This window comes from Sediminibacillus halophilus (assembly GCF_900103695.1).
Classification (GTDB): domain Bacteria; phylum Bacillota; class Bacilli; order Bacillales; family Amphibacillaceae; genus Sediminibacillus; species Sediminibacillus halophilus.
The window spans coordinates 1-17,916 of sequence record NZ_FNHF01000005.1; the positions used below are offsets into that span (position 1 = coordinate 1).

The window sequence follows — 17,916 nt, forward strand, 5'->3', positions numbered from 1 at the left end:
TTCCCGCGCTCGACTTGCATGTATTAGGCACGCCGCCAGCGTTCGTCCTGAGCCAAGATCAAACTCTCCATAAAAGACTTGCACATGGATGTGCTGATGTCGATGTTGCAACAGGACGTTGCGAACTTAATCGACGATCATTTGATGCTTGCTCGTTCAAAAAACTAGCTTGTATATCTTGCTTGACATACTGGTTGTTTTGTTCAGTTTTCAAAGATCAAGTTGTGACGCCGCCTCATCGACAGCTTAATTATTATATCAGTTTACTAGAATGAAGTCAACAACTTTTTTAAATCGTTTGTTATTTCCTTCAAAACAGCAACTTAATTAATATAACACATTAACCTGCATGAAGTCAATATGTTTTTTGTTTGTTGCTTGTTGTCTGATGCAGCTTTCATAATATATCATGGCTATTTACGTAATGCAATACTCTTTTTATGGTATTAAATTCCTGACTGAACTTAACAACCTATCGAATCACCTGATCTAAATCACCCGTAACGTTTTTAAACAGCGGTAATATAGATAAACTAAATAATAAGGTATAACATAGGAAACAAATGTCCACCCAATTGTCCAGCCTTTGTTGTATTCTACTCTGTCCGTAACCACCATTAAGAACTCAAGGAAAGTAGTAAACAACGCTATACCAATAACAATCAATATAGAGTATCTGCTTAGATGACTTACAAGTAAAACCATGTAACTTGCCAACACTGGATAAATCCCTATACTATAAGGCAACATAGCAAGTACTCCTTCTAAAGGCGGTTTAGATTCTAATCGCCAAAGACCATACGTAAAACCTAAATCATTTACCGCAAGTGCAAGCATGCTGCAAACAGGGACAATTAGAAGAAGAATCGTTTTATGATATCGAAATAAATGAACGGCCGCGATAACCCAAGGGAGAAGGAAACCATACACGATATGAAAGCTCATTTTCCACCACTACCTTTCCATTATTTATTTTCGACAAAATTCTACTTTTTATGCGATTGACCATTCCCCCCCCTGGTAACTGTTTCGCTTAATGAAAAAAAGTAGTGGGACATAACCTCAATCCACTTGCAAAATTGTTTATATTAACTGAAAAACCGAACGAGTTCGAATGCTGTTGATTTCGAATCTTCGCTCGGTTTTTGCGTTGGCCGCCAAACTTTTGTAACAGTATCTTTCCTGCCTTTTTATGTAAAACAACTTACTATGGGCTGTTTCGCTTCTATTCTGTTTTTTATCTCTGACATGATTTGTTGGATCCTTTGATTACGTTCTTGCGGAGAAATTTTTTTATGCAAAACAGAATACAGGGTTATGTCACGAAGCATGAGCATCCATTTTAATTGTTCCTGCCATTGGTCAGGGAGTTCGTTCTCCTTCTGATATCCTTCCAGAAAAACAGCCAGGAATGCCTTTGTAAATACATTCCTTTCCTGATAGGGAATTTCAAAATGATTAAATTGAACCGAATAATAAACAGGTATAGCTATATCTGATACGTACCAAAGATAGCAACTGTCATCGAAATCGAATATATGGACGTCATCCCCGTTATAATGAAAATTCCCCGAATGAATATCATTATGAATCAATCCATAATTATCTGAAGTTTTCGGAAACCTGTACAACGTTTCGAGTAATTCTTGCGCATGGCTGATAACAAGTGACTCAGAAGCCGGCAAGTACCGTTCTACTTCAAGTAAATCGTCCTGATGCCAAGCCTTCCGATATCCTATTTGTTCCTTCGGGTGGTAAAACTTACTTACCCGATGCATGGCTCCAATGGTTTTCCCCCAGGAATGAATCACTTTTTCATCCAAGTTAGAAAACTGAACCGGACTACCTGGCGCTTTACTGAACCAGCAGCCATAAAATTCAGTGCCATCTGCTGCTGTCATCGTTTCCACTACCCGTCCCGTCTTAGAAAAATACGGCCGGCATACATGGATACTGTGATCAGCAAGATACTCAATCCAATCCAATTCTGCTTCAACTTCCGAAAGGGAGCGATGAGAACTGTGAGTGATCCTTAAAATATAATCTTCGCTTCCGCGAGTTACTTCATATACATAGTTTTCAAAATCACCAAGTTTTTTGCTTGTCTTTTCTAAACCAAAAACCTCTAAGAAATATTCCATTATTTTACCGGTGAACTGCCGTCCGACTATCTCTTCCATTCCACATCCTCCTCCGGTTCATAAAGAAACTTATCCAGGTTAATGGTTCCTCCGCTATCCACCTCCACCCCTTCAAGCTCCAGTGAGACTTTTTGTGTGTGAAATTGTTCTTCGCCCTTCACGCTTATTTCACCTTTGGCGTTGACAACCCGATGCCAAGGCAACTGATATTTCTTGCTCATAGAGTGCAAAACCCGAACCACTTGTCTGGCCCCGCGTGCATTTCCGGCATGCTTAGCAATTTGACCGTAATACATCACCTTTCCTTCTGGAATCCCCTGAATCAGCTTGATCGTATTTTCTGTAAATTGGCGCATCGTTACTTCCTCCATCACTAAAACTTATATTTCCATTATACAGTGTTTCTTCCTCCCCATCATGAGGGAGAATCAAACCCCTTCACATTCTCAAGTGTATCGTGAGAGTCATTGCGTGTCTTCTTTAAAATGGACATGCTTCCGTCTGTTTCCAGTATAACTGCTTCCACCATATCCATGGAAGCCAGCCCCTGATTACGGACAGCCTGAAAAACCTCTATCCTCTGGATTCTTTCCTTCTCCATTTCCTGCTCAAAGAAGCGGCCTTGGTAAAACAGTAACTTAGGTTCTGCTTTAATTAAGCGATTGATAAAAGCACTTCTTATGGAAGACCAGGCAAAAATGAACTGTAAAAACACAAGAGTGGCAAGTGCAGTTACGCCTTGAAAAATAGAAACCTTTTGATTTAATAGAATAGTAGCAAGTGTAGAACCAATAGCCACTGTTACCACCAAATCAAAGGCATTCAATTTTGTCAGTGTGCGTTTACCGGTTATTCGCAACAGTACAATCAATGAAATGTAAGCAAGTATTCCAATTAAAACGACTCTACCGATAGATGGCCAGGAAAACGAAAACATGGTTACTTCTCTCCTCCTAAAACGTTTTTCATGTGTTTTCCTGTTTAGTCTCCGCCTCAAACAATCTAGGTGCCCATCATTCTATATAAGCAGAAACTAACTTCGTCAATTGGTTTTCCAGTTCAACCATCGGAATAAAGCGTGCCTTACGCAGCATTTCCTTCCCTTCGGCAAGGACAATAACGACCGGAACAGTGAACACAGCGTAGGCACTGGCGACTTCTGTCACCTGATCAGCATTGATATAAACACCATGGATTTCCCTTTTCTTCTCTAACAGATCCTCAATTTGCGGTTTTACAGCCTGACAGACAGAGCAATCCGGTCGGGATATCAGTAACAGTACCAATCGATGTTTCCTTATTTGTTCTTCTACTTCCTCCAATGATTCTGCTTTCTCCATCGGACATTCTCCTTTCACTAAAATCATACCCTGTAGGAAAGCCACAGGAACATGGATACGGATTGGGGCAAAAACGAAGGATTAAAAGCGAGAGAGATAGGGTATTAATCAGCATTAAGCAGTCTCACAAATCTGAAGATTGGAATGATAAAGAAAAATGGACGTTTTAGAGAACCTCGTTGCAACTGTTTCTGATTTTTTATGGACGTATTTACTTTCTATTTTATTAATTTTCACTGGCTTGTTTTTGACCATCCGACTCAAGTTTTTCCAATTTCGTTTTTTCGGCCATATTTTGAGTCAAACGATTGGTCAGATATTTAAAAAGAATAAACACAAAGGATCTATCACCCCTTTCCAAGCTTTCACCTCTGCATTAGCCTCAACCGCAGGTGCCACCAACATAGTGGGCGTGCCTGTTGCAATCGCACTCGGTGGACCGGGCGCCCTCTTCTGGATGTGGATCGTCGCATTGATAGGCATGGCCACAAAATATGCGGAAATTGCTTTAGGCTTAAAATATCGTGAGAAAAATAAAGAAGGAGAATGGGTAGGCGGCCCGCAATACTACATAAAAAAAGCCCTCGGCTGGGATAAGGTCGCCTTCTTATTCGCATTTTTCCTCATGCTTGAAGTCATACCAAGTTCTATGGTCCAATCTAACTCCATAGCTACACAAGTTGAGGGTGCCTTCGGCTGGCCAACATGGCTGTCCGGTATTATTATCACTATTTTTATTGCCCTGATTGTGTTTGGCGGAATTAAGCGAATTGGTAAAGTAACAGACAAACTCGTGCCCTTTATGGTCATTTCTTACTTATTGGCGGCCCTTGCGGTAATTTTGGCTCATGCGGATCAGCTTCCCCATGTTTTCGGGTTGATCTTCACCCATGCGTTCACACCAATTTCAGCAGCTGGGGGATTTGCTGGTGCCGGAATCGCTCAGGCGCTTCGGTGGGGAATTGCCCGGGGCTTATATTCCAACGAAGCCGGAGTAGGAACAGCACCGATCGCCCACGCGGCGGCGCAAACGGACCACCCATCTAAACAGGCAATCTGGGGGATTGTCAGTGTATTCGTCGATACCGTTGTGATTTGTTCTGTTTCCGGTATTGCGGTGTTAGTAACCGGAGCCTGGCAGGATGTCGGAGTAAAGGACGCATCAAACATGATTACCGTTGCCTTCGCCGATTTATTTGGAAACAATTTTGCTGGGTCTTTTATTGCGATCTTTCTCTTGTTCTTTGTCCTCACTACGTTGGGTGTTCTGCTTTTCTATGGAGAAAAACAGGTGGAATACCTATTTGGATTAAAGGTAGCCAAGGTGATGCGAATCGTCTATATCGTCTCTGTATTTGTCGGTGCGATCGGCGGACTGCAGTTTGTCTGGCAATTCCTTGATTTGGTACTCGCCTTTGTGGTTTTGGCCAATATCTTCCCACTGATATTCTTGAATAAAGAAGTAAAGGAAATCACAGAGGATTACATTGAACGAATATACAAAGAAAAGCACGGAGAACCGGCCGTTCGGTTATTTTCGGATAAATAATCCTTCCAGGCAGGACATTCTACTCCGCCGCAAACTTCATCCATGTTATCATAACGTCAAACCAACGCGTTGAAAGGAAGGAATGGAAATGACCTTTACAGACAAGACGGTCATCGTCACTGGAGCCGGAAGCGGAATCGGTGCTGCAGTTGCGACCACTTATGGGGAAGCCGGAGCAAGGGTAGTAGTAGCAGAGAAAGATGTGAAAGCCGGAAAAGCTACCGTTAATGAAATCGAAAAAAAGGGCGGCAACAGTATGTTTATGAAAACAGATGTCCGCCTTCCAGAAGATATTAAACATCTGGTAAACAAAACTGTCGAGACCTATGGAAAAATTGATATCTTGATCAATAACGCAGGGGTTTCCCGTTTTAAAAACGTCTATGAATTAACAGTCGATGATTGGGATGACGTGATTAATACTAATTTGAGAGGGAATTTTTTATGTGCCCAACAAGCTGCCAAACATATGCGTAGCAACACAGACGGAGGGACGATTGTGAACATCGCTTCAACCAGGGCGTTTATGTCCGAGGCTGACTCGGAAGCTTATGCTGCTTCTAAAGGAGGTATCTCTGCATTGACGCACGCTTTGTCCATCTCATTAAGCGAGGACCTGATTAGGGTGAACGCAATTAGCCCGGGATGGATAGAAACAGGCAATTATCAGGATTTACGTTCCATTGACCATGCACAGCATCCCGCCAAGCGAGTGGGAAAACCGGATGATGTGGCTCGTGCCTGCCTTTTTTTGACTGATCCACGTAATGATTTCGTGACCGGGGAAAACTTTATAATTGATGGTGGTATGACTAGAAAAATGATTTATGAACATTAACAGATCTCTTTAATTAAAAGAGGCACCTAGTGGCAAGCTGATGCCATTTATATATATATGTTTTACAAGGTTACTGGTCATCTTTGCTGATACCTTCCCTTTCCCTTTCCTAACAGTACAATGAAAAACCTCTTCCTTTACCATTGATGTAAGGAAGAGGTTAATCCGTCAATGTGATGCCCATTGGCTAAACTCCTTTATCGTATAATTTGTTGGATTATCGAGGACGCCGGGCATCGATGATTTGTTGTAGTTCGTATTCATTCATCATGAGCAATCCCTCCTGTTTCGTTGATACCTTTAGTATAGACGGCATGGAGGCAATACATAACAGCTAACAGATTGAATTTCACTCGGACCACAGACGGAGTTTCAGCTCCGCCTAAAACACTTATTATAGATAGGAGACAGATGATGGAGGTTGTCATTCTTTCTGATACCCATATGCCCAGGATGGCCAAAAAATTGCCCCAACAATTGAAGAAGGGATTAGAAAAGGCAGACTTAATCATTCATGCCGGCGACTGGCAAACCATAGAGTTGCTCGAAGAACTGCAGGAATATGCTCCGGTAGTAGGAGTGACCGGTAATGTAGACGGAAGCGAACTGAAAGAACGACTCAATCGAAAAGAAGTAATAGAACAAAACGGAATCACGATCGGTATCATCCATGGAGACGGAAAAGGCGGAACCACGGAAAAACGTGCTTTAACCGCCTTTGAATCTGATCCAGTCGATGTAATTATTTTTGGTCATTCTCATATTCCTGTCTTTAAACAGATAAACGGAATCACATTATTCAATCCTGGTTCACCGACTGATAAACGGAAACAGTCCCAGTTTTCCTATGGATTGTTGCAACTCACTCAAACCGACTTTGCCCTTAAACACGTATTTTATGAAGACAAAAATTAACTTTATTTTCAACGGACATGAGGCAGCCCCTTCATGTCCGTCTTTTTATGTATAAAAGAGTATAATTTGCAGAATGTATAAAGTAGACTCGCAGCAAGTACTATTCGATTTACTCTGTTTGTCGGTCATTCATCCATTATCTAAAAGCCCGATTCACTAGTAGCATGCCCTACAAAAAACGTTGAGATGAATTCTTACTTTCTCTTCGTTAAGTGCAAATAACTTGGTTACAAAAACTTCTACGCTTATAGACTGCACGTTCAATTTGCAACCAAGACTCCTCCGAAACAAATTCTTATCTTCTTACTAGATCAAGAAAGGTGTCATAATGTCACATATCCTAAAGGATAGATGAGTACTCCATTTAAGTAGATGATAGAAAAGGAAAACTATGTATTAATATCCGTTCATTCGGCCGAGGGGATTGGAAACATGAAACTGCAATTGATCGAAGTCTATTTACCTAAAAAGAGCATGGAAAATTTTCATCGGCAGTTACAGGAACTTCCGATTGTAACCCATTGGCATTCCAACGAATCCGATAAATATTCGCTCATCCGAGTGCTGGTAAAAGCCAGTGATTCAGAAGAAATTTTGAATTTTTTAGAACTTAATGCCGAGCATAACGATGAAATCAAAGCATTATTGTTCAATCTTCCGGCCTACATCCCACGTATTGCAGAAGAGGATGAAGCAGAAGAAAAGGAAGAAGAAGCATCCAAACATGACGAATTAATCCGTGCTAGTCGACAGGAATTGTACAACGTTGTTCACTCATCAAGCGAAATAACCAAAAGCTTCACCTGGTTTCTTCTGCTGTCTTCAGTCGTCGCAACAGTGGGAATCATTAAGGACAGCCCGGCAATCGTAATTGGAGCCATGGTAATTGCTCCGTTGATTGGCCCATTTACCTCCTCGGCCTTTGCCTCTGTTCTGGGCGACTATCAGCTCATGCGCCAATCGGTGATCACTTCGCTGTACGGACTCATGATTCCATTGCTTATCGCGGCAAGCTTTGGCTTCTTCTTTCCGCTGCCAGCAAACAGTCAAGAGTTTTTATCGCGCACAGACATTCAAATAATTGATATTGCAGTGGCTCTGGCTGCCGGTGCAGCAGGGGCATTATCGTTTATCAAACGAGCATCTGAAGCACTGGTCGGTGTCATGGTTTCCGTTGCGCTGCTTCCCCCGGCAATCGTATTAGGAATGATGATTGGTGCAGCCGCCTGGGAGAATTCCCTCACACCACTTCTGCTATTGCTTGTTAATGTTAATTCCATTACCCTTTCCGCTATTCTTGTGTTTTGGTTCAGCGGAATCAAACCAGTCAATTGGCAGGAAATCAAGACGGCATCCACATCAAGAAAATATTCACTTTATTTCGTTTCTGTGATTATCCTGATTCTTGCCACTGCCATCTTCTTCATCCAGTTTTAGCGGAAGCTTTCCGCATCCTTGCTAATCGCTGCAGTACGATAAGCTACGAAAGTAACTCTGACTCGGCTTCCTCTCATTTTTTACAGAATGAGTACTAGTCCGGTGATGCGGTAAAAACGCGCTTTCCGTGGGAAACGCTTCAGTCTCCTCGTTGAAGAACGCCAGTTGTGTAGCCTTCAAACAGTTCTGTTCCACTGAAGTATTCCTGGGGACTGCGGTTACTTTCTTCAAGGAAAACACCTATCCTATGGTAACAGCACCTCCGACGGCTGTGTTTGTGTCTTCTCTGCAACTACTAATAGAGGTTCTTTTCAGCGGAACGATTATCTCAGTCCAAAGTAAGGATTGGATAATTCCCTCGTTTTGGAATAGAACACTGTTATAAGTGGGGGAATTCCGCAGCGCTGGATTACACATCTTCTAGTCAAGGACAGATGGGACCATTTCATGCACCGTTTATATCTTTTAAGTGAAACACACTCCAAATCAAATTCTCTGATAACATACAAAAACAGCTGCTCCTGCGAAGGAAACAGCTGTTTTTTCCCATTTGATTAACTGTTGGAATTTGGTCGGGTAAGCGTTGCTGGAGTAGGATCCGGTCCTGTAGGTCCATTGCCATTGTCGCCGTTGCCAGGGAACAATACAGGGCATTGCGGCGGAATAGCTGGAGTAGGGCATTGTTCCACCAAGACATCCCGCGGCTGGCAGAAATCTGCTTCTAGTTCGATAGTAACATCGGCCAAGGATTGGACGCTTTGACAAATTCCAAGCACGATATCTACACTTACTAATGCTCCTGCTGTACAGTTGACATTGACACTACAGTCCAGATCAGATAGTCTTACAGCGATTCGGGTTCCTTCCGGTGCGCATAGGTAAAGAGATTCCGGGATATCAATGGCAATCGGATCACTGATTTCGACGAATGGCGTTGTACCGGTCAAACCGCTGAATTCTACAATCACGGAAAGCGGCTTTGTGAAAGTGACCCGTTGCAAAGTCACTAACGCTCCATCGATAACAAAAGTCCGATCCTCTCTTTCTCCAAGCTCATCGACAGGGATTTCTGCATTTAAATCCAGTTCCTCTCCGGTCACTGGATCCACTAAATAACAAGTTGTTGTCAAATTGCTGACAGTAGGTCCGCACGGATCGATAGGCAGCGTACCAAGAGCTGCAGCAAGTACGTTTTGGCTGACATTCGCTTGTAAGATTACCCAATCGTAAACTTTTTCAGTGTTTATACATAGAAGCTCTTGAGCTCCCTGCAAAGATTGGCTCTCCAAGTTTATCGACTCCTTTATAATAATTTTTATTCAGTAACAAATTATGTTATAAACCCTGCCTTGCTACATGCCAAAAGTCTATTTCTAGTTAATTTGTTTAAAAAAGGGCGTCTATCTAATTTGTTATGAAAGCTTAAAAGACTGCTAATGATAACTGTCACAACCCGGAAAACAGCCTCATACTATATTCTATATATTATGGGTGAAGAGGTGACTAATTTGTGAAAAGTTATAGCAAGGAGGACGTCAATCACCTATTAATCCAACAACGAAAATATAAAAAAATGATCAGAAGCTTTCAGGAAAACGATTGTAGTCAGGATTATCAACGATTGCAGGAAAAGTATCTGGAACTTCAAGAACAACTCGAACAGCAAAACCATACTCAATCCGAAACAATCAAACAGTACAAAGAAAAGAACCAACAATTAACCGAAGCCCTGAAGCAGAAAGAGAGAGAACTTTCTGAATGGAGACAGAAAACAAATCTAACGGAAGGCGGTCCAGCAGCCTCCGATAATGATAAGCCATCATATGTACTTTCAGACGGGTGGAAACTTCCCCAGACAAGAACGATAAAAGACAGTGTTGCCATCCTCTTTCAACTGCTATACTACTTGGATCAAAAGTTAACTGAATCCAGCGGCCAACCGCTGAATAGGAAAAGAAAGGAGCATGATCAGGCGATGGATGAACAAAAGCAAAAACAGGAACCCGCAGCATCTTCTACTTTTCTCAACCAAATAAAGGAACCAGTCCAGAAGGAATCATCCTCTACAAAGCCACAAGAACAAGGTAAGCCGATTCCACCGATATCGAACTCTTCCAGTCCACAAAATCCTTTTCAGACGGACTTGTTGGAAAAACTGCAGGCTGAGATTGCTGAAATGAAGGAGTTGATGAAGGAGCAAACCCAATCAGCGACGGAAACGGAAACCCACTCTTCTTCCCCTGAACCAAGACGGAAGGAGCCGGTGGTACCGCAAAAGCCTGTTGCAAACCCATATAACCCTTCAACAAAGCAGCCACAATTCAATTACCGGGATTTACAGGGAGCCTCTGTCGTACCTGTTATAGATAAAAAAGGGAAAAAAAATCATGCACAACCTCAACAAAACAAAAAACATGTTAATTTAGGTACAAACACATCATCAGTAAACGGGGAAGTCCGTGCTCAACCACCAGTTAGCAAAACTGGGAGTCCAAACAAACCAGCCATACCGACAACAGCAAAAGCAGAACAACCAATCTTATTAAAGAGCGAAGAAGATAAACGCACTTTTATGCAGAAAATAAAGGAACAAGAAGAAGCTAAAGCTGCAGAAAAAGTTAAGCAGGAACAAGCAGAGGCAGCAAGAAAAACAGCAGAGGCGAAGCAACAACAAGCACAAAAAACGTCCGACAAACAAGAACAACAGATAGGAAGTAACAAATCAGCAAACACGGAATCCAGGTCTGCTATTAATCCAGAATCGACTGCAGCAGAAAAGAATCGACCACGGACGTCTGCCCCACACACGACAGCATCGCGGGCTCAAAAAACAGAAAAAAGAGGACCGCATACAGCAGAAACAGCCTCCTCCCCATCGACAAACCAGGAGAAAGGAAAAAGTCAACAGCCAGCAGCCATAAAACCATCCAGTCAAACTGAAACAGCAAAAAAAGAGCAATCCAAAGCAACAGAAGAGAAAAAGTCGTTTTTCAAGAAATTCTGGGATAAAGTAAACTCCTAAAAACAAACTGGACATTGCCTATTGGAAAAACCATCTCTTTTAAAAGAGATGGTTTCTCGTCTGCTAAAGGGTTTTACGGTTAATGGATGATGGCAGCCGGTGATCTCTCCAAATGTTTTTCAAATCAAACACAAGAGCTTGATCCTTTTTGACTAACCTGGAAATGTCATCAGCAGTCATGACCGAAAATTCCTTATGGGGAACCAGTACGAGAAGAATGTCGGCAGGCTGCAGGAATTGTTTTTCAGTCAACCGAATCCCTGATTCGCTCTCTAATACCTGAGAATCTGCCACAGGGTCATAAACGTTTACCGACAAACCATCTTCCAAGAGCATTTGAACAATTTCCAAAGCCTTGGAGTTTCTAATATCCGGAACATTTTCTTTAAAGGTTATGCCCATTACCGTGATCCGAAGATTTTGCAAATCATACTTAGTACGGATAATATCCTCAAGTACCGTACGATGGACAAATCCTGCCATCGAATCGTTAATTTTTCTGGCAGCCTCCAAAAATGCCGGAGTGTAGCCCAAAGTTTTTGCCTTATAGATCAAATAATAAGGATCTACACCGATACAATGCCCGCCGACAAGTCCTGGTGTAAACGGCAGGAAATTCCACTTCGTGCCAGCAGCCTCAAGAACATCGGTAGTATCGATGCCGACTTTATCACAAATCTTCGCCAGCTCATTCATCAAGGCAATATTGATATCCCGCTGTGTGTTTTCCAACACCTTCGCCGTTTCTGCAACTTTGATCGAATCCGCTTTAAAAATAGGAGCATCGATGACACTTTGGTACAAACCCGTCACTTTTTCCAGGACATCTTTATTTTGGGCAGCTACAATTTTCTCAATTTGATTAAACGTATGCTGTCTGTCTCCCGGATTGATTCTTTCCGGCGAATAAGCTACATAGAAGCTCTCACCAGCTTTTAACCCTGATGCTTCCTCCAGCACGGGAATACATATTTCTTCCGTGGTCCCAGGATAGACGGTAGATTCATAGACCACCGTCACCCCATCAGTCAAATGTTGCCCCACCGTCTCAGAAGCTGCTATTAAATAGCTTAAATCGGGCTCTTTATGCTCATTGATCGGTGTGGGTACCGCCACAATAAGATAATCGCACAATGATAAATCTTCTGGGGCACTTGTATAAGAGATAGCAGATGCCGCTAATTCCTGCTTACTTATTTCTCTTGTTATATCGTTATGTTTTTTAAGCTGTTCTATTTTTTGTTCATCCACATCAAAGCCGATTACCTTATAACGTTTCGAGAAACCAATTGCCACCGGCAGGCCGACATAACCAAGCCCGACAACTCCAACTGTCGCTGTTTTTCCTCCATCTTCATCTATTCGTTTGTTTCCTTTTCTTTCTTCTGCTCTCATTTGAATGTTCCTTTCGTTTTTCAGTAAAGCTATTACTTTATATGAGATCAAAAGGTCTGCTGTGCAAATCTATCCACAAAAAAGGCACTGTTACTAGTTTTCGAGACAAATAGATAATAGATTCAGCGCTCATATAAGATGAATGCCGTTACCGCAGGAACAACCTGTAAATACGCTAATGTATAACGGATCATTTTTGAATTTTAAAGCAAAGGAGATAAACGATGATTCCATTAATCAATTTGAAAAAACAATTCACCACCATTGAAAAAGAGATACTCACAGCAGTGACCGATGTGCTGCGAAGTGGTAATTATATTCTTGGTCCAAAAGTGTTGGAATTAGAGAGGCAAGTGGCCAGTCGAATAGGTACTGACGAGGCTGTGGCAGTTGGCAATGGAACAGATGCGCTGTTACTGACATTAGAGGCCCTCGGGATCGGCGAAGGAGACGAAGTGATAACCAGTCCGTTCACTTTTTTCGCGACAGCAGAAGCGATCACAAGAGTCGGCGCCGTACCTGTTTTTGCTGATATAACTCCCGATTCTTTTACAATCGATCCGGAGAAGGTCTCCGCTAAGATAAGTCCGCGCACGAAAGCGATTCTTCCTGTTCATTTGTTCGGGCAGGCAGCCGACATGGATGAAATCAACGCGATAGCAAAACAACATGATTTGGCAGTAATCGAGGATGCCTGCCAAGCTTTCGGCGCGTTATATAAAGGAATGCCTGTCGGCGGTCTGGCCGATGCTGGTTGTTTCTCCTTTTTCCCCACCAAAAATCTGGGCACACTGGGGGACGGTGGAATAGTCACTACTTCTGATAAACAGCTTGCTGCGAAGATAAGGAAGCTGCGCACCCATGGCAGTAATCGAAAATATTATCATGACACGATTGGCTATAACAGCAGGCTTGATGAAGTGCATGCCGCTATTTTACTAATTTGTTTACAGCATATTAAAGACTGGAATAACAGGAGGGCCGAACTGGCAAAAACCTATACGGAAGCATTTTCTACACTGCATACGATCCAACCCCCACAAACAAAATCAGACCGGACACACATCTATCACTTGTATTGCCTGAATGCAGATAACCGGGATGAAGTAGTTTCCTCCTTAAAAGACCATAAAATCAGCACTGGTATCTATTATCCCTGCTGCTTGCACCTCCAGGGCGCTTATCAAGAATTAGGTTATAAGCAAGGGGATTTCCCAGAGGCTGAGCAATTATCCAACCGATTATTGGCAATCCCGATGCATCCGTTCCTTGAAGACAGTGAACAACAGAAAATAATTGCAGCTGTAAAAGAAATGGATGAGAGACAATGAGCTACTCGATTGGACTGATTGGCTGTGGACATATTGCTTATAAACATCTTGAAACGATCAGTACCCTGAGCAATGTTAATGTAGCGGCGGTCAGTGATCTTCAGGAAGAGCGAATGGAAACTATTGTTTCTGTTTTCCAGAAAAAAACGAACAAACCACAAGCGATCAAACAATATATCGATTATTCCGATCTTCTAAGCGATCCGGCAGTCGACATCGTCGTAATTGCCGTTGTCAGCGGATTGCATGCGGAAATTGCAAAACAAGCACTACAGCAGCAAAAGCACGTTATTCTCGAAAAGCCAATCTCCTTGTCCTTGAAGGATGCCGATGAAATCAACCAGCTGGCCCAAGCATACAACCGAAAGGTACTTGTCTGTCACCAGCTGCGTTATCGACCGTTCATGTACCGCTTAAAGGAGCTGATCGACAAGGGATACTTTGGAAAACCATATATGGGGGTAGCTTCACTTCGAATCAATCGCAGCAAGGATTATTTTCAAGCTGCCAGCTGGCGCGGAAGCTGGTCCACGGACGGGGGAATGCTCGTCAATCAGGGAATCCATCTAATTGATTTAATGATATGGCTGCTAGGCGAACCTGCATCCGTTTACGGAGAAATCGCCAATTATTCGCCGGAAGTGAAAGAGATAGAAGATGTAGCAGCCGGAATCATAAGCTTTTCCAACAAGGCAAAGGGAATTATTGAAGCAAATACCGTCACCAAACCGGAAAACATCGGGTACCAATTATCAATTTTCGCCGAAAAGGGGACAGTCAGCATCGGCGGACCCGGGTTGGATAAGATCGATAGGTGTTATGTTCAGGACCATGATGAATTAACAAAAGAACTGAAAGAGCTGGCAGGACAAAAAGGAGAACACTGCCGGATGTATGAGAATTTTATTGAATCGGTGGAAGGAGATGCTGAATTGCTAGTAACGGGGGAAGAAGGAAAAAGAGCTTTGGAGGTAATCTTCGGCCTTTATCGATCCCATCAACAAGGAAAAAACATCCCTTCCCCTCTTCCATCTTTTTCGACAACAATGATGCTTGATAATTTTAAAAATAGGAAGTGAGTGAATGATTCATCAAAGTGCATGGATCGGAAAGAATGTATCACTTGGCGAAAATACTATCATCGGACCGGAAGTCATTATAGGAGACAATACAACGATTGGCAGCAATGTTATTATTCATAAAGGAACGATTATCGGCAGTAATGTCTTTATTGGTGATTTAACCAGCTTGGGTAAGCAGCCGATGACCAACAAAAAGATGGCAAGAAAGCCCTCATCTGAATTAATTCCACTATCTATCAGTGATAATGTTACAATTGGTGGAAATTGCGTCATTTATCAAGGTACCATTCTCCACCAGGGTGTTCTGGTTGGAGACTTGGCCAGTATAAGGGAGAATACCGAAATTGCGGAAGACAGCATTATTGGAAGGAATGCGACTGTGGAAAACAATACACGCATCGGAAAACAGGTGACTGTACAGACCAACGCCTATATAACAGCGGATATGGTAATAGAAGATGATGTATTTATTGGTCCTTGCTTTTCTTCTTCCAATGATAAATATATGGGAATGGGAAATTACCGACACCAGGGACCCATTTTAAAAAAAGGAGCAAAAATCGGCAATAACGCAACACTCCTTCCAGGAATTATTGTCGGGGAAAACGCTGTTGTCGGAGCAGGAGCTGTTGTGACCAAAAATGTAGCGAAAGGGAAAACGGTTATAGGAAATCCAGCCAGACAGATGGATTGACAGATACTCCAACAAACAAAGCCAGGACCGAATTGGGTCCTGGCTTTGTTTGTTTTAAGAAAGGTCATTGGCTGATAATTCTTCCTTATAAATGTTCAAAATCTGTTGGCTGTTTTTTAACATATCGTGGTGTTCTTCCGTATACATGCGGCTTTTTTGTCCGATTTCTCCTAACTGTTCCGGATCTTGGAGAATACTTCGTAATATTTTCTCTATGGAATCCGGGTTTGCCGTAATAAGTGGTAAATCCGATGGGTATTTTTCCTTCATATAGTCGCTGATCCAGCAGATGACCGGCTTCCCCATAGCCATCGATTCGACCGCCAACAGACCATAACTGCCGATGTGCAGTTGATCAATCACCAAATCTGCTTTCTCGTATTCTTTTCTTGCCTGTTCATGGGACATCTTTTGAATTAATATGAATTCAAAGGAATATTCGCTTTTCAACTTTTCTATGGCATTTACAACGTGGGGAGTCCCTTTAATTTCCGGAGAAGTCGGAGCGTGGACAATTCTCAACGGTCTGTTCTGCACCGGATGGGAAACTTCAGGTGGCTTATATTTTTCCAAGTCAATCATCAAAGGAACAATAGAAACTTTTTGATAATAATCTTTGACATACTGATACATCTCTTCATCAGCAACAATGCAATGCGGTATTTTTCCTGAAAGGAATGCGAGATTCTGCTTTAACATTTTTTCATCGGCGATTTTCACTTTAGCATATGGATTCGTTCTTCGCGCTGTGGATAACAAACGGACTTCACTTCCCCAATGATGCATTATAGTGCCTTTTCTTTGTTGTTTTATCACATCTAAATCAGCGTGATCCAGTGTAAGTGTCTTGCCAAAGTGAAAATGGAAGAGATCATAGAAAGGGACAATGTCAGCTGTAAATCGCTTCAAGGTATTATTGAAACCTGGTTCACGCATTTCTCTGGATATCGGCCAGGTGTAGTCCGAAGCATAGCCCAAGTAGGCAGGATAATAGTTCAATGTATGATTTATAACACCTAAACGAGTGGTACCTTTTGAGATTGTGTGCATTTGATTGGCTATTTCCATTGTTCCTTGTAATATTGTCGTTTTTTCCCGTTCTGCAGCTTTTATTTGGATTCTTTGCTGTTCCAATCTGTTTTTTATACTGGTGGAAAACCTTGTCGGGAAACCATCCCTTCCTAATTCATTATTGATGTAATCCATGGTATACAGTAACTGTTTGTCTTTGGGATTTTTATCCAATCCCCTCCAGCACCACATCCATCCCTGTGGAAGGAGATGAGCACTAATTGCCAGGTAAGCATGTAAAGCATAGTATTCTGCCATGAACTCTTGGCCGCTCTCAAGCTTCTTCAGTTTGATTTTTGCCTCCTCTTCATTCTTAATATTCAACAATCTCCGAATCTTCTCTTCTAAAGAAACCATCATTTATTTTCTCCCTTTTTGTTGTCTTTTGTTTAGTGTATGAACGACTGACTCTAAAGTTACTAGGTTAATTCAGTCTCATAGAAAAGGAAAATGTGCGGTATATCAGTTACATCAGCCTGAACAAGCTCCTGTAAGCGACATAATATATTGTGAGTTTCGCTAGTATTACTAGTTTCTCAAATCTATAGAATAAGGAGGAAATAGACACTTGTCACTAAATGATCTAATTGTCAATAGCAGTTTCGAGACTAATGATCTTACCGGATGGAACGCGGTAAACACCACAGTTGTTTACGGTCAGGCACACTCGGGGTTTCACTCGGCTCGGCTTGCCAGCGGAGCTGCTGAAGCTTCTCTTTCCCAAACAGTTGCTGCCACTGCCGGCGAAAGATATGAATTACTTGTCTCTCTTGCCAAAACGACAACGAATCCAAGTCCTGTCATCAACATTCAAGTATTGTTTTTGAATGCAGCAAACACCGTCGTAGGCACTGGATTGGACACAGAAATTTTCTACGGCAATATTCCATTTGCCGAGAATGGCACTTGGCACAACTTCTATCAAAATACTGAACCAGCTCCAGCAGGTACTACGCAAGCCCAAGTGATTATCAGCAAGCCTGTCAGTGCTATTACTGCTCCCGCAGTATTAGTTGATGACGTAGAACTGCTTTCGGCCGAAGGTGGCGACGGAGTTGGGCCTACTGGACCTATAGGGCCTACCGGGCCTACTGGACCGAC

General features: G+C 42.3%; 17 protein-coding genes and 1 rRNA gene. 9 read left to right on the top strand and 9 right to left on the bottom strand.

Annotation, left to right across the window (positions count from 1 at the left end):
* From BLR82_RS15475 to BLR82_RS15500, 6 genes are all read right to left on the bottom strand, one after another.
* Positions 1-74: ribosomal RNA gene (locus tag BLR82_RS15475) — 16S ribosomal RNA — on the bottom strand; the annotation flags it as partial.
* A gap of 415 nt (positions 75-489) precedes the next feature.
* Positions 490-945, bottom strand: a complete 456-nt coding sequence (locus BLR82_RS15480; protein WP_074600393.1) for a CBO0543 family protein — start codon at positions 943-945, stop codon at positions 490-492.
* A gap of 245 nt (positions 946-1,190) precedes the next feature.
* Positions 1,191-2,180, bottom strand: coding sequence for a phosphotransferase enzyme family protein (locus tag BLR82_RS15485; protein ID WP_074600394.1), 990 nt, complete (start codon positions 2,178-2,180; stop codon positions 1,191-1,193).
* Positions 2,168-2,497, bottom strand: coding sequence for an MGMT family protein (locus BLR82_RS15490; RefSeq protein ID WP_074600395.1), 330 nt, complete (start codon positions 2,495-2,497; stop codon positions 2,168-2,170). Before BLR82_RS15490 ends, BLR82_RS15485 begins: the two co-directional genes overlap by 13 nt.
* A gap of 59 nt (positions 2,498-2,556) precedes the next feature.
* Complete coding sequence (locus BLR82_RS15495) at positions 2,557-3,078, bottom strand: DUF421 domain-containing protein (RefSeq protein WP_074600396.1); 522 nt, start codon at positions 3,076-3,078, stop codon at positions 2,557-2,559.
* Between the two features lie 76 nt (positions 3,079-3,154).
* Complete coding sequence (locus tag BLR82_RS15500; protein ID WP_074600397.1) at positions 3,155-3,481, bottom strand: thioredoxin family protein; 327 nt, start codon at positions 3,479-3,481, stop codon at positions 3,155-3,157.
* 157 nt (positions 3,482-3,638) lie between these two features.
* Between BLR82_RS15500 and BLR82_RS15505 the strand changes: the two genes are divergently transcribed.
* From BLR82_RS15505 to BLR82_RS15520, 4 genes are all read left to right on the top strand, one after another.
* Positions 3,639-5,030: an alanine/glycine:cation symporter family protein gene (locus BLR82_RS15505; RefSeq protein WP_074600398.1), complete on the top strand. Its 1,392-nt coding sequence runs from the start codon at positions 3,639-3,641 to the stop codon at positions 5,028-5,030.
* Positions 5,031-5,118: 88 nt separating this feature from the next.
* Positions 5,119-5,868: a glucose 1-dehydrogenase gene (locus BLR82_RS15510; protein WP_074600399.1), complete on the top strand. Its 750-nt coding sequence runs from the start codon at positions 5,119-5,121 to the stop codon at positions 5,866-5,868.
* A 414-nt stretch (positions 5,869-6,282) separates the two neighbouring features.
* Positions 6,283-6,783, top strand: coding sequence for a metallophosphoesterase family protein (locus BLR82_RS15515; protein WP_074600400.1), 501 nt, complete (start codon positions 6,283-6,285; stop codon positions 6,781-6,783).
* A 432-nt stretch (positions 6,784-7,215) separates the two neighbouring features.
* A complete protein-coding gene (locus tag BLR82_RS15520; protein WP_074600401.1) occupies positions 7,216-8,220 on the top strand; it encodes a TIGR00341 family protein in 1,005 nt (334 codons plus the stop codon).
* 554 nt (positions 8,221-8,774) lie between these two features.
* Here the strand turns inward: BLR82_RS15520 and BLR82_RS15525 are convergent.
* Positions 8,775-9,509: a BMQ_0737 family morphogenetic spore coat protein gene (locus tag BLR82_RS15525; protein ID WP_074600402.1), complete on the bottom strand. Its 735-nt coding sequence runs from the start codon at positions 9,507-9,509 to the stop codon at positions 8,775-8,777.
* A gap of 221 nt (positions 9,510-9,730) precedes the next feature.
* On the opposite strand from BLR82_RS15525, the gene BLR82_RS15530 reads away from it, so the two are divergent.
* Positions 9,731-11,242 (top strand): hypothetical protein, encoded by a 1,512-nt coding sequence (locus BLR82_RS15530; protein ID WP_074600403.1) that lies wholly within the window; start codon positions 9,731-9,733, stop codon positions 11,240-11,242.
* A gap of 63 nt (positions 11,243-11,305) precedes the next feature.
* On the opposite strand, the gene BLR82_RS15535 is transcribed toward BLR82_RS15530, so the two are convergent.
* Complete coding sequence (locus BLR82_RS15535) at positions 11,306-12,637, bottom strand: nucleotide sugar dehydrogenase (RefSeq protein WP_083334894.1); 1,332 nt, start codon at positions 12,635-12,637, stop codon at positions 11,306-11,308.
* A 224-nt stretch (positions 12,638-12,861) separates the two neighbouring features.
* Here BLR82_RS15535 and BLR82_RS15540 point away from each other — a divergent pair, with 224 nt between their 5' ends.
* The 3 genes from BLR82_RS15540 to BLR82_RS15550 are packed head-to-tail and all read left to right on the top strand — an operon-like array spanning position 12,862 to position 15,744.
* Positions 12,862-13,968 carry a DegT/DnrJ/EryC1/StrS family aminotransferase gene (locus BLR82_RS15540; protein ID WP_074600404.1) on the top strand — a complete coding sequence of 369 codons (1,107 nt, stop codon included), beginning with the start codon at positions 12,862-12,864 and terminating at the stop codon, positions 13,966-13,968.
* Positions 13,965-15,047 carry a Gfo/Idh/MocA family protein gene (locus BLR82_RS15545; protein WP_074600405.1) on the top strand — a complete coding sequence of 361 codons (1,083 nt, stop codon included), beginning with the start codon at positions 13,965-13,967 and terminating at the stop codon, positions 15,045-15,047. Before BLR82_RS15540 ends, BLR82_RS15545 begins: the two co-directional genes overlap by 4 nt.
* A 4-nt stretch (positions 15,048-15,051) precedes the next feature.
* A complete protein-coding gene (locus BLR82_RS15550) occupies positions 15,052-15,744 on the top strand; it encodes an N-acetyltransferase (protein ID WP_074600406.1) in 693 nt (230 codons plus the stop codon).
* A 54-nt stretch (positions 15,745-15,798) separates the two neighbouring features.
* Here BLR82_RS15550 and BLR82_RS15555 read toward each other — a convergent pair whose 3' ends face one another.
* Positions 15,799-17,175, bottom strand: coding sequence for a glycosyltransferase family protein (locus BLR82_RS15555; protein WP_245693841.1), 1,377 nt, complete (start codon positions 17,173-17,175; stop codon positions 15,799-15,801).
* Positions 17,176-17,383: 208 nt separating this feature from the next.
* Between BLR82_RS15555 and BLR82_RS15560 the strand changes: the two genes are divergently transcribed.
* Positions 17,384-17,916: NTTRR-F1 domain (locus BLR82_RS15560; protein ID WP_175486833.1), on the top strand; the 533-nt coding region annotated here is incomplete at its 3' end.

Coding starts and splice junctions, on each gene's coding strand:
- BLR82_RS15480 (WP_074600393.1), bottom strand. CDS start 945: ATGAGCTTTCATATCGTGTATGGTTTCCTTCTCCCTTGGGTTATCGCG.
- BLR82_RS15485 (WP_074600394.1), bottom strand. CDS start 2,180: ATGGAAGAGATAGTCGGACGGCAGTTCACCGGTAAAATAATGGAATAT.
- BLR82_RS15490 (WP_074600395.1), bottom strand. CDS start 2,497: ATGCGCCAATTTACAGAAAATACGATCAAGCTGATTCAGGGGATTCCA.
- BLR82_RS15495 (WP_074600396.1), bottom strand. CDS start 3,078: ATGTTTTCGTTTTCCTGGCCATCTATCGGTAGAGTCGTTTTAATTGGA.
- BLR82_RS15500 (WP_074600397.1), bottom strand. CDS start 3,481: ATGGAGAAAGCAGAATCATTGGAGGAAGTAGAAGAACAAATAAGGAAA.
- BLR82_RS15505 (WP_074600398.1), top strand. CDS start 3,639: ATGGACGTTTTAGAGAACCTCGTTGCAACTGTTTCTGATTTTTTATGG.
- BLR82_RS15510 (WP_074600399.1), top strand. CDS start 5,119: ATGACCTTTACAGACAAGACGGTCATCGTCACTGGAGCCGGAAGCGGA.
- BLR82_RS15515 (WP_074600400.1), top strand. CDS start 6,283: ATGGAGGTTGTCATTCTTTCTGATACCCATATGCCCAGGATGGCCAAA.
- BLR82_RS15520 (WP_074600401.1), top strand. CDS start 7,216: ATGAAACTGCAATTGATCGAAGTCTATTTACCTAAAAAGAGCATGGAA.
- BLR82_RS15535 (WP_083334894.1), bottom strand. CDS start 12,637: ATGAGAGCAGAAGAAAGAAAAGGAAACAAACGAATAGATGAAGATGGA.
- BLR82_RS15540 (WP_074600404.1), top strand. CDS start 12,862: ATGATTCCATTAATCAATTTGAAAAAACAATTCACCACCATTGAAAAA.
- BLR82_RS15545 (WP_074600405.1), top strand. CDS start 13,965: ATGAGCTACTCGATTGGACTGATTGGCTGTGGACATATTGCTTATAAA.
- BLR82_RS15550 (WP_074600406.1), top strand. CDS start 15,052: ATGATTCATCAAAGTGCATGGATCGGAAAGAATGTATCACTTGGCGAA.
- BLR82_RS15555 (WP_245693841.1), bottom strand. CDS start 17,175: ATGATGGTTTCTTTAGAAGAGAAGATTCGGAGATTGTTGAATATTAAG.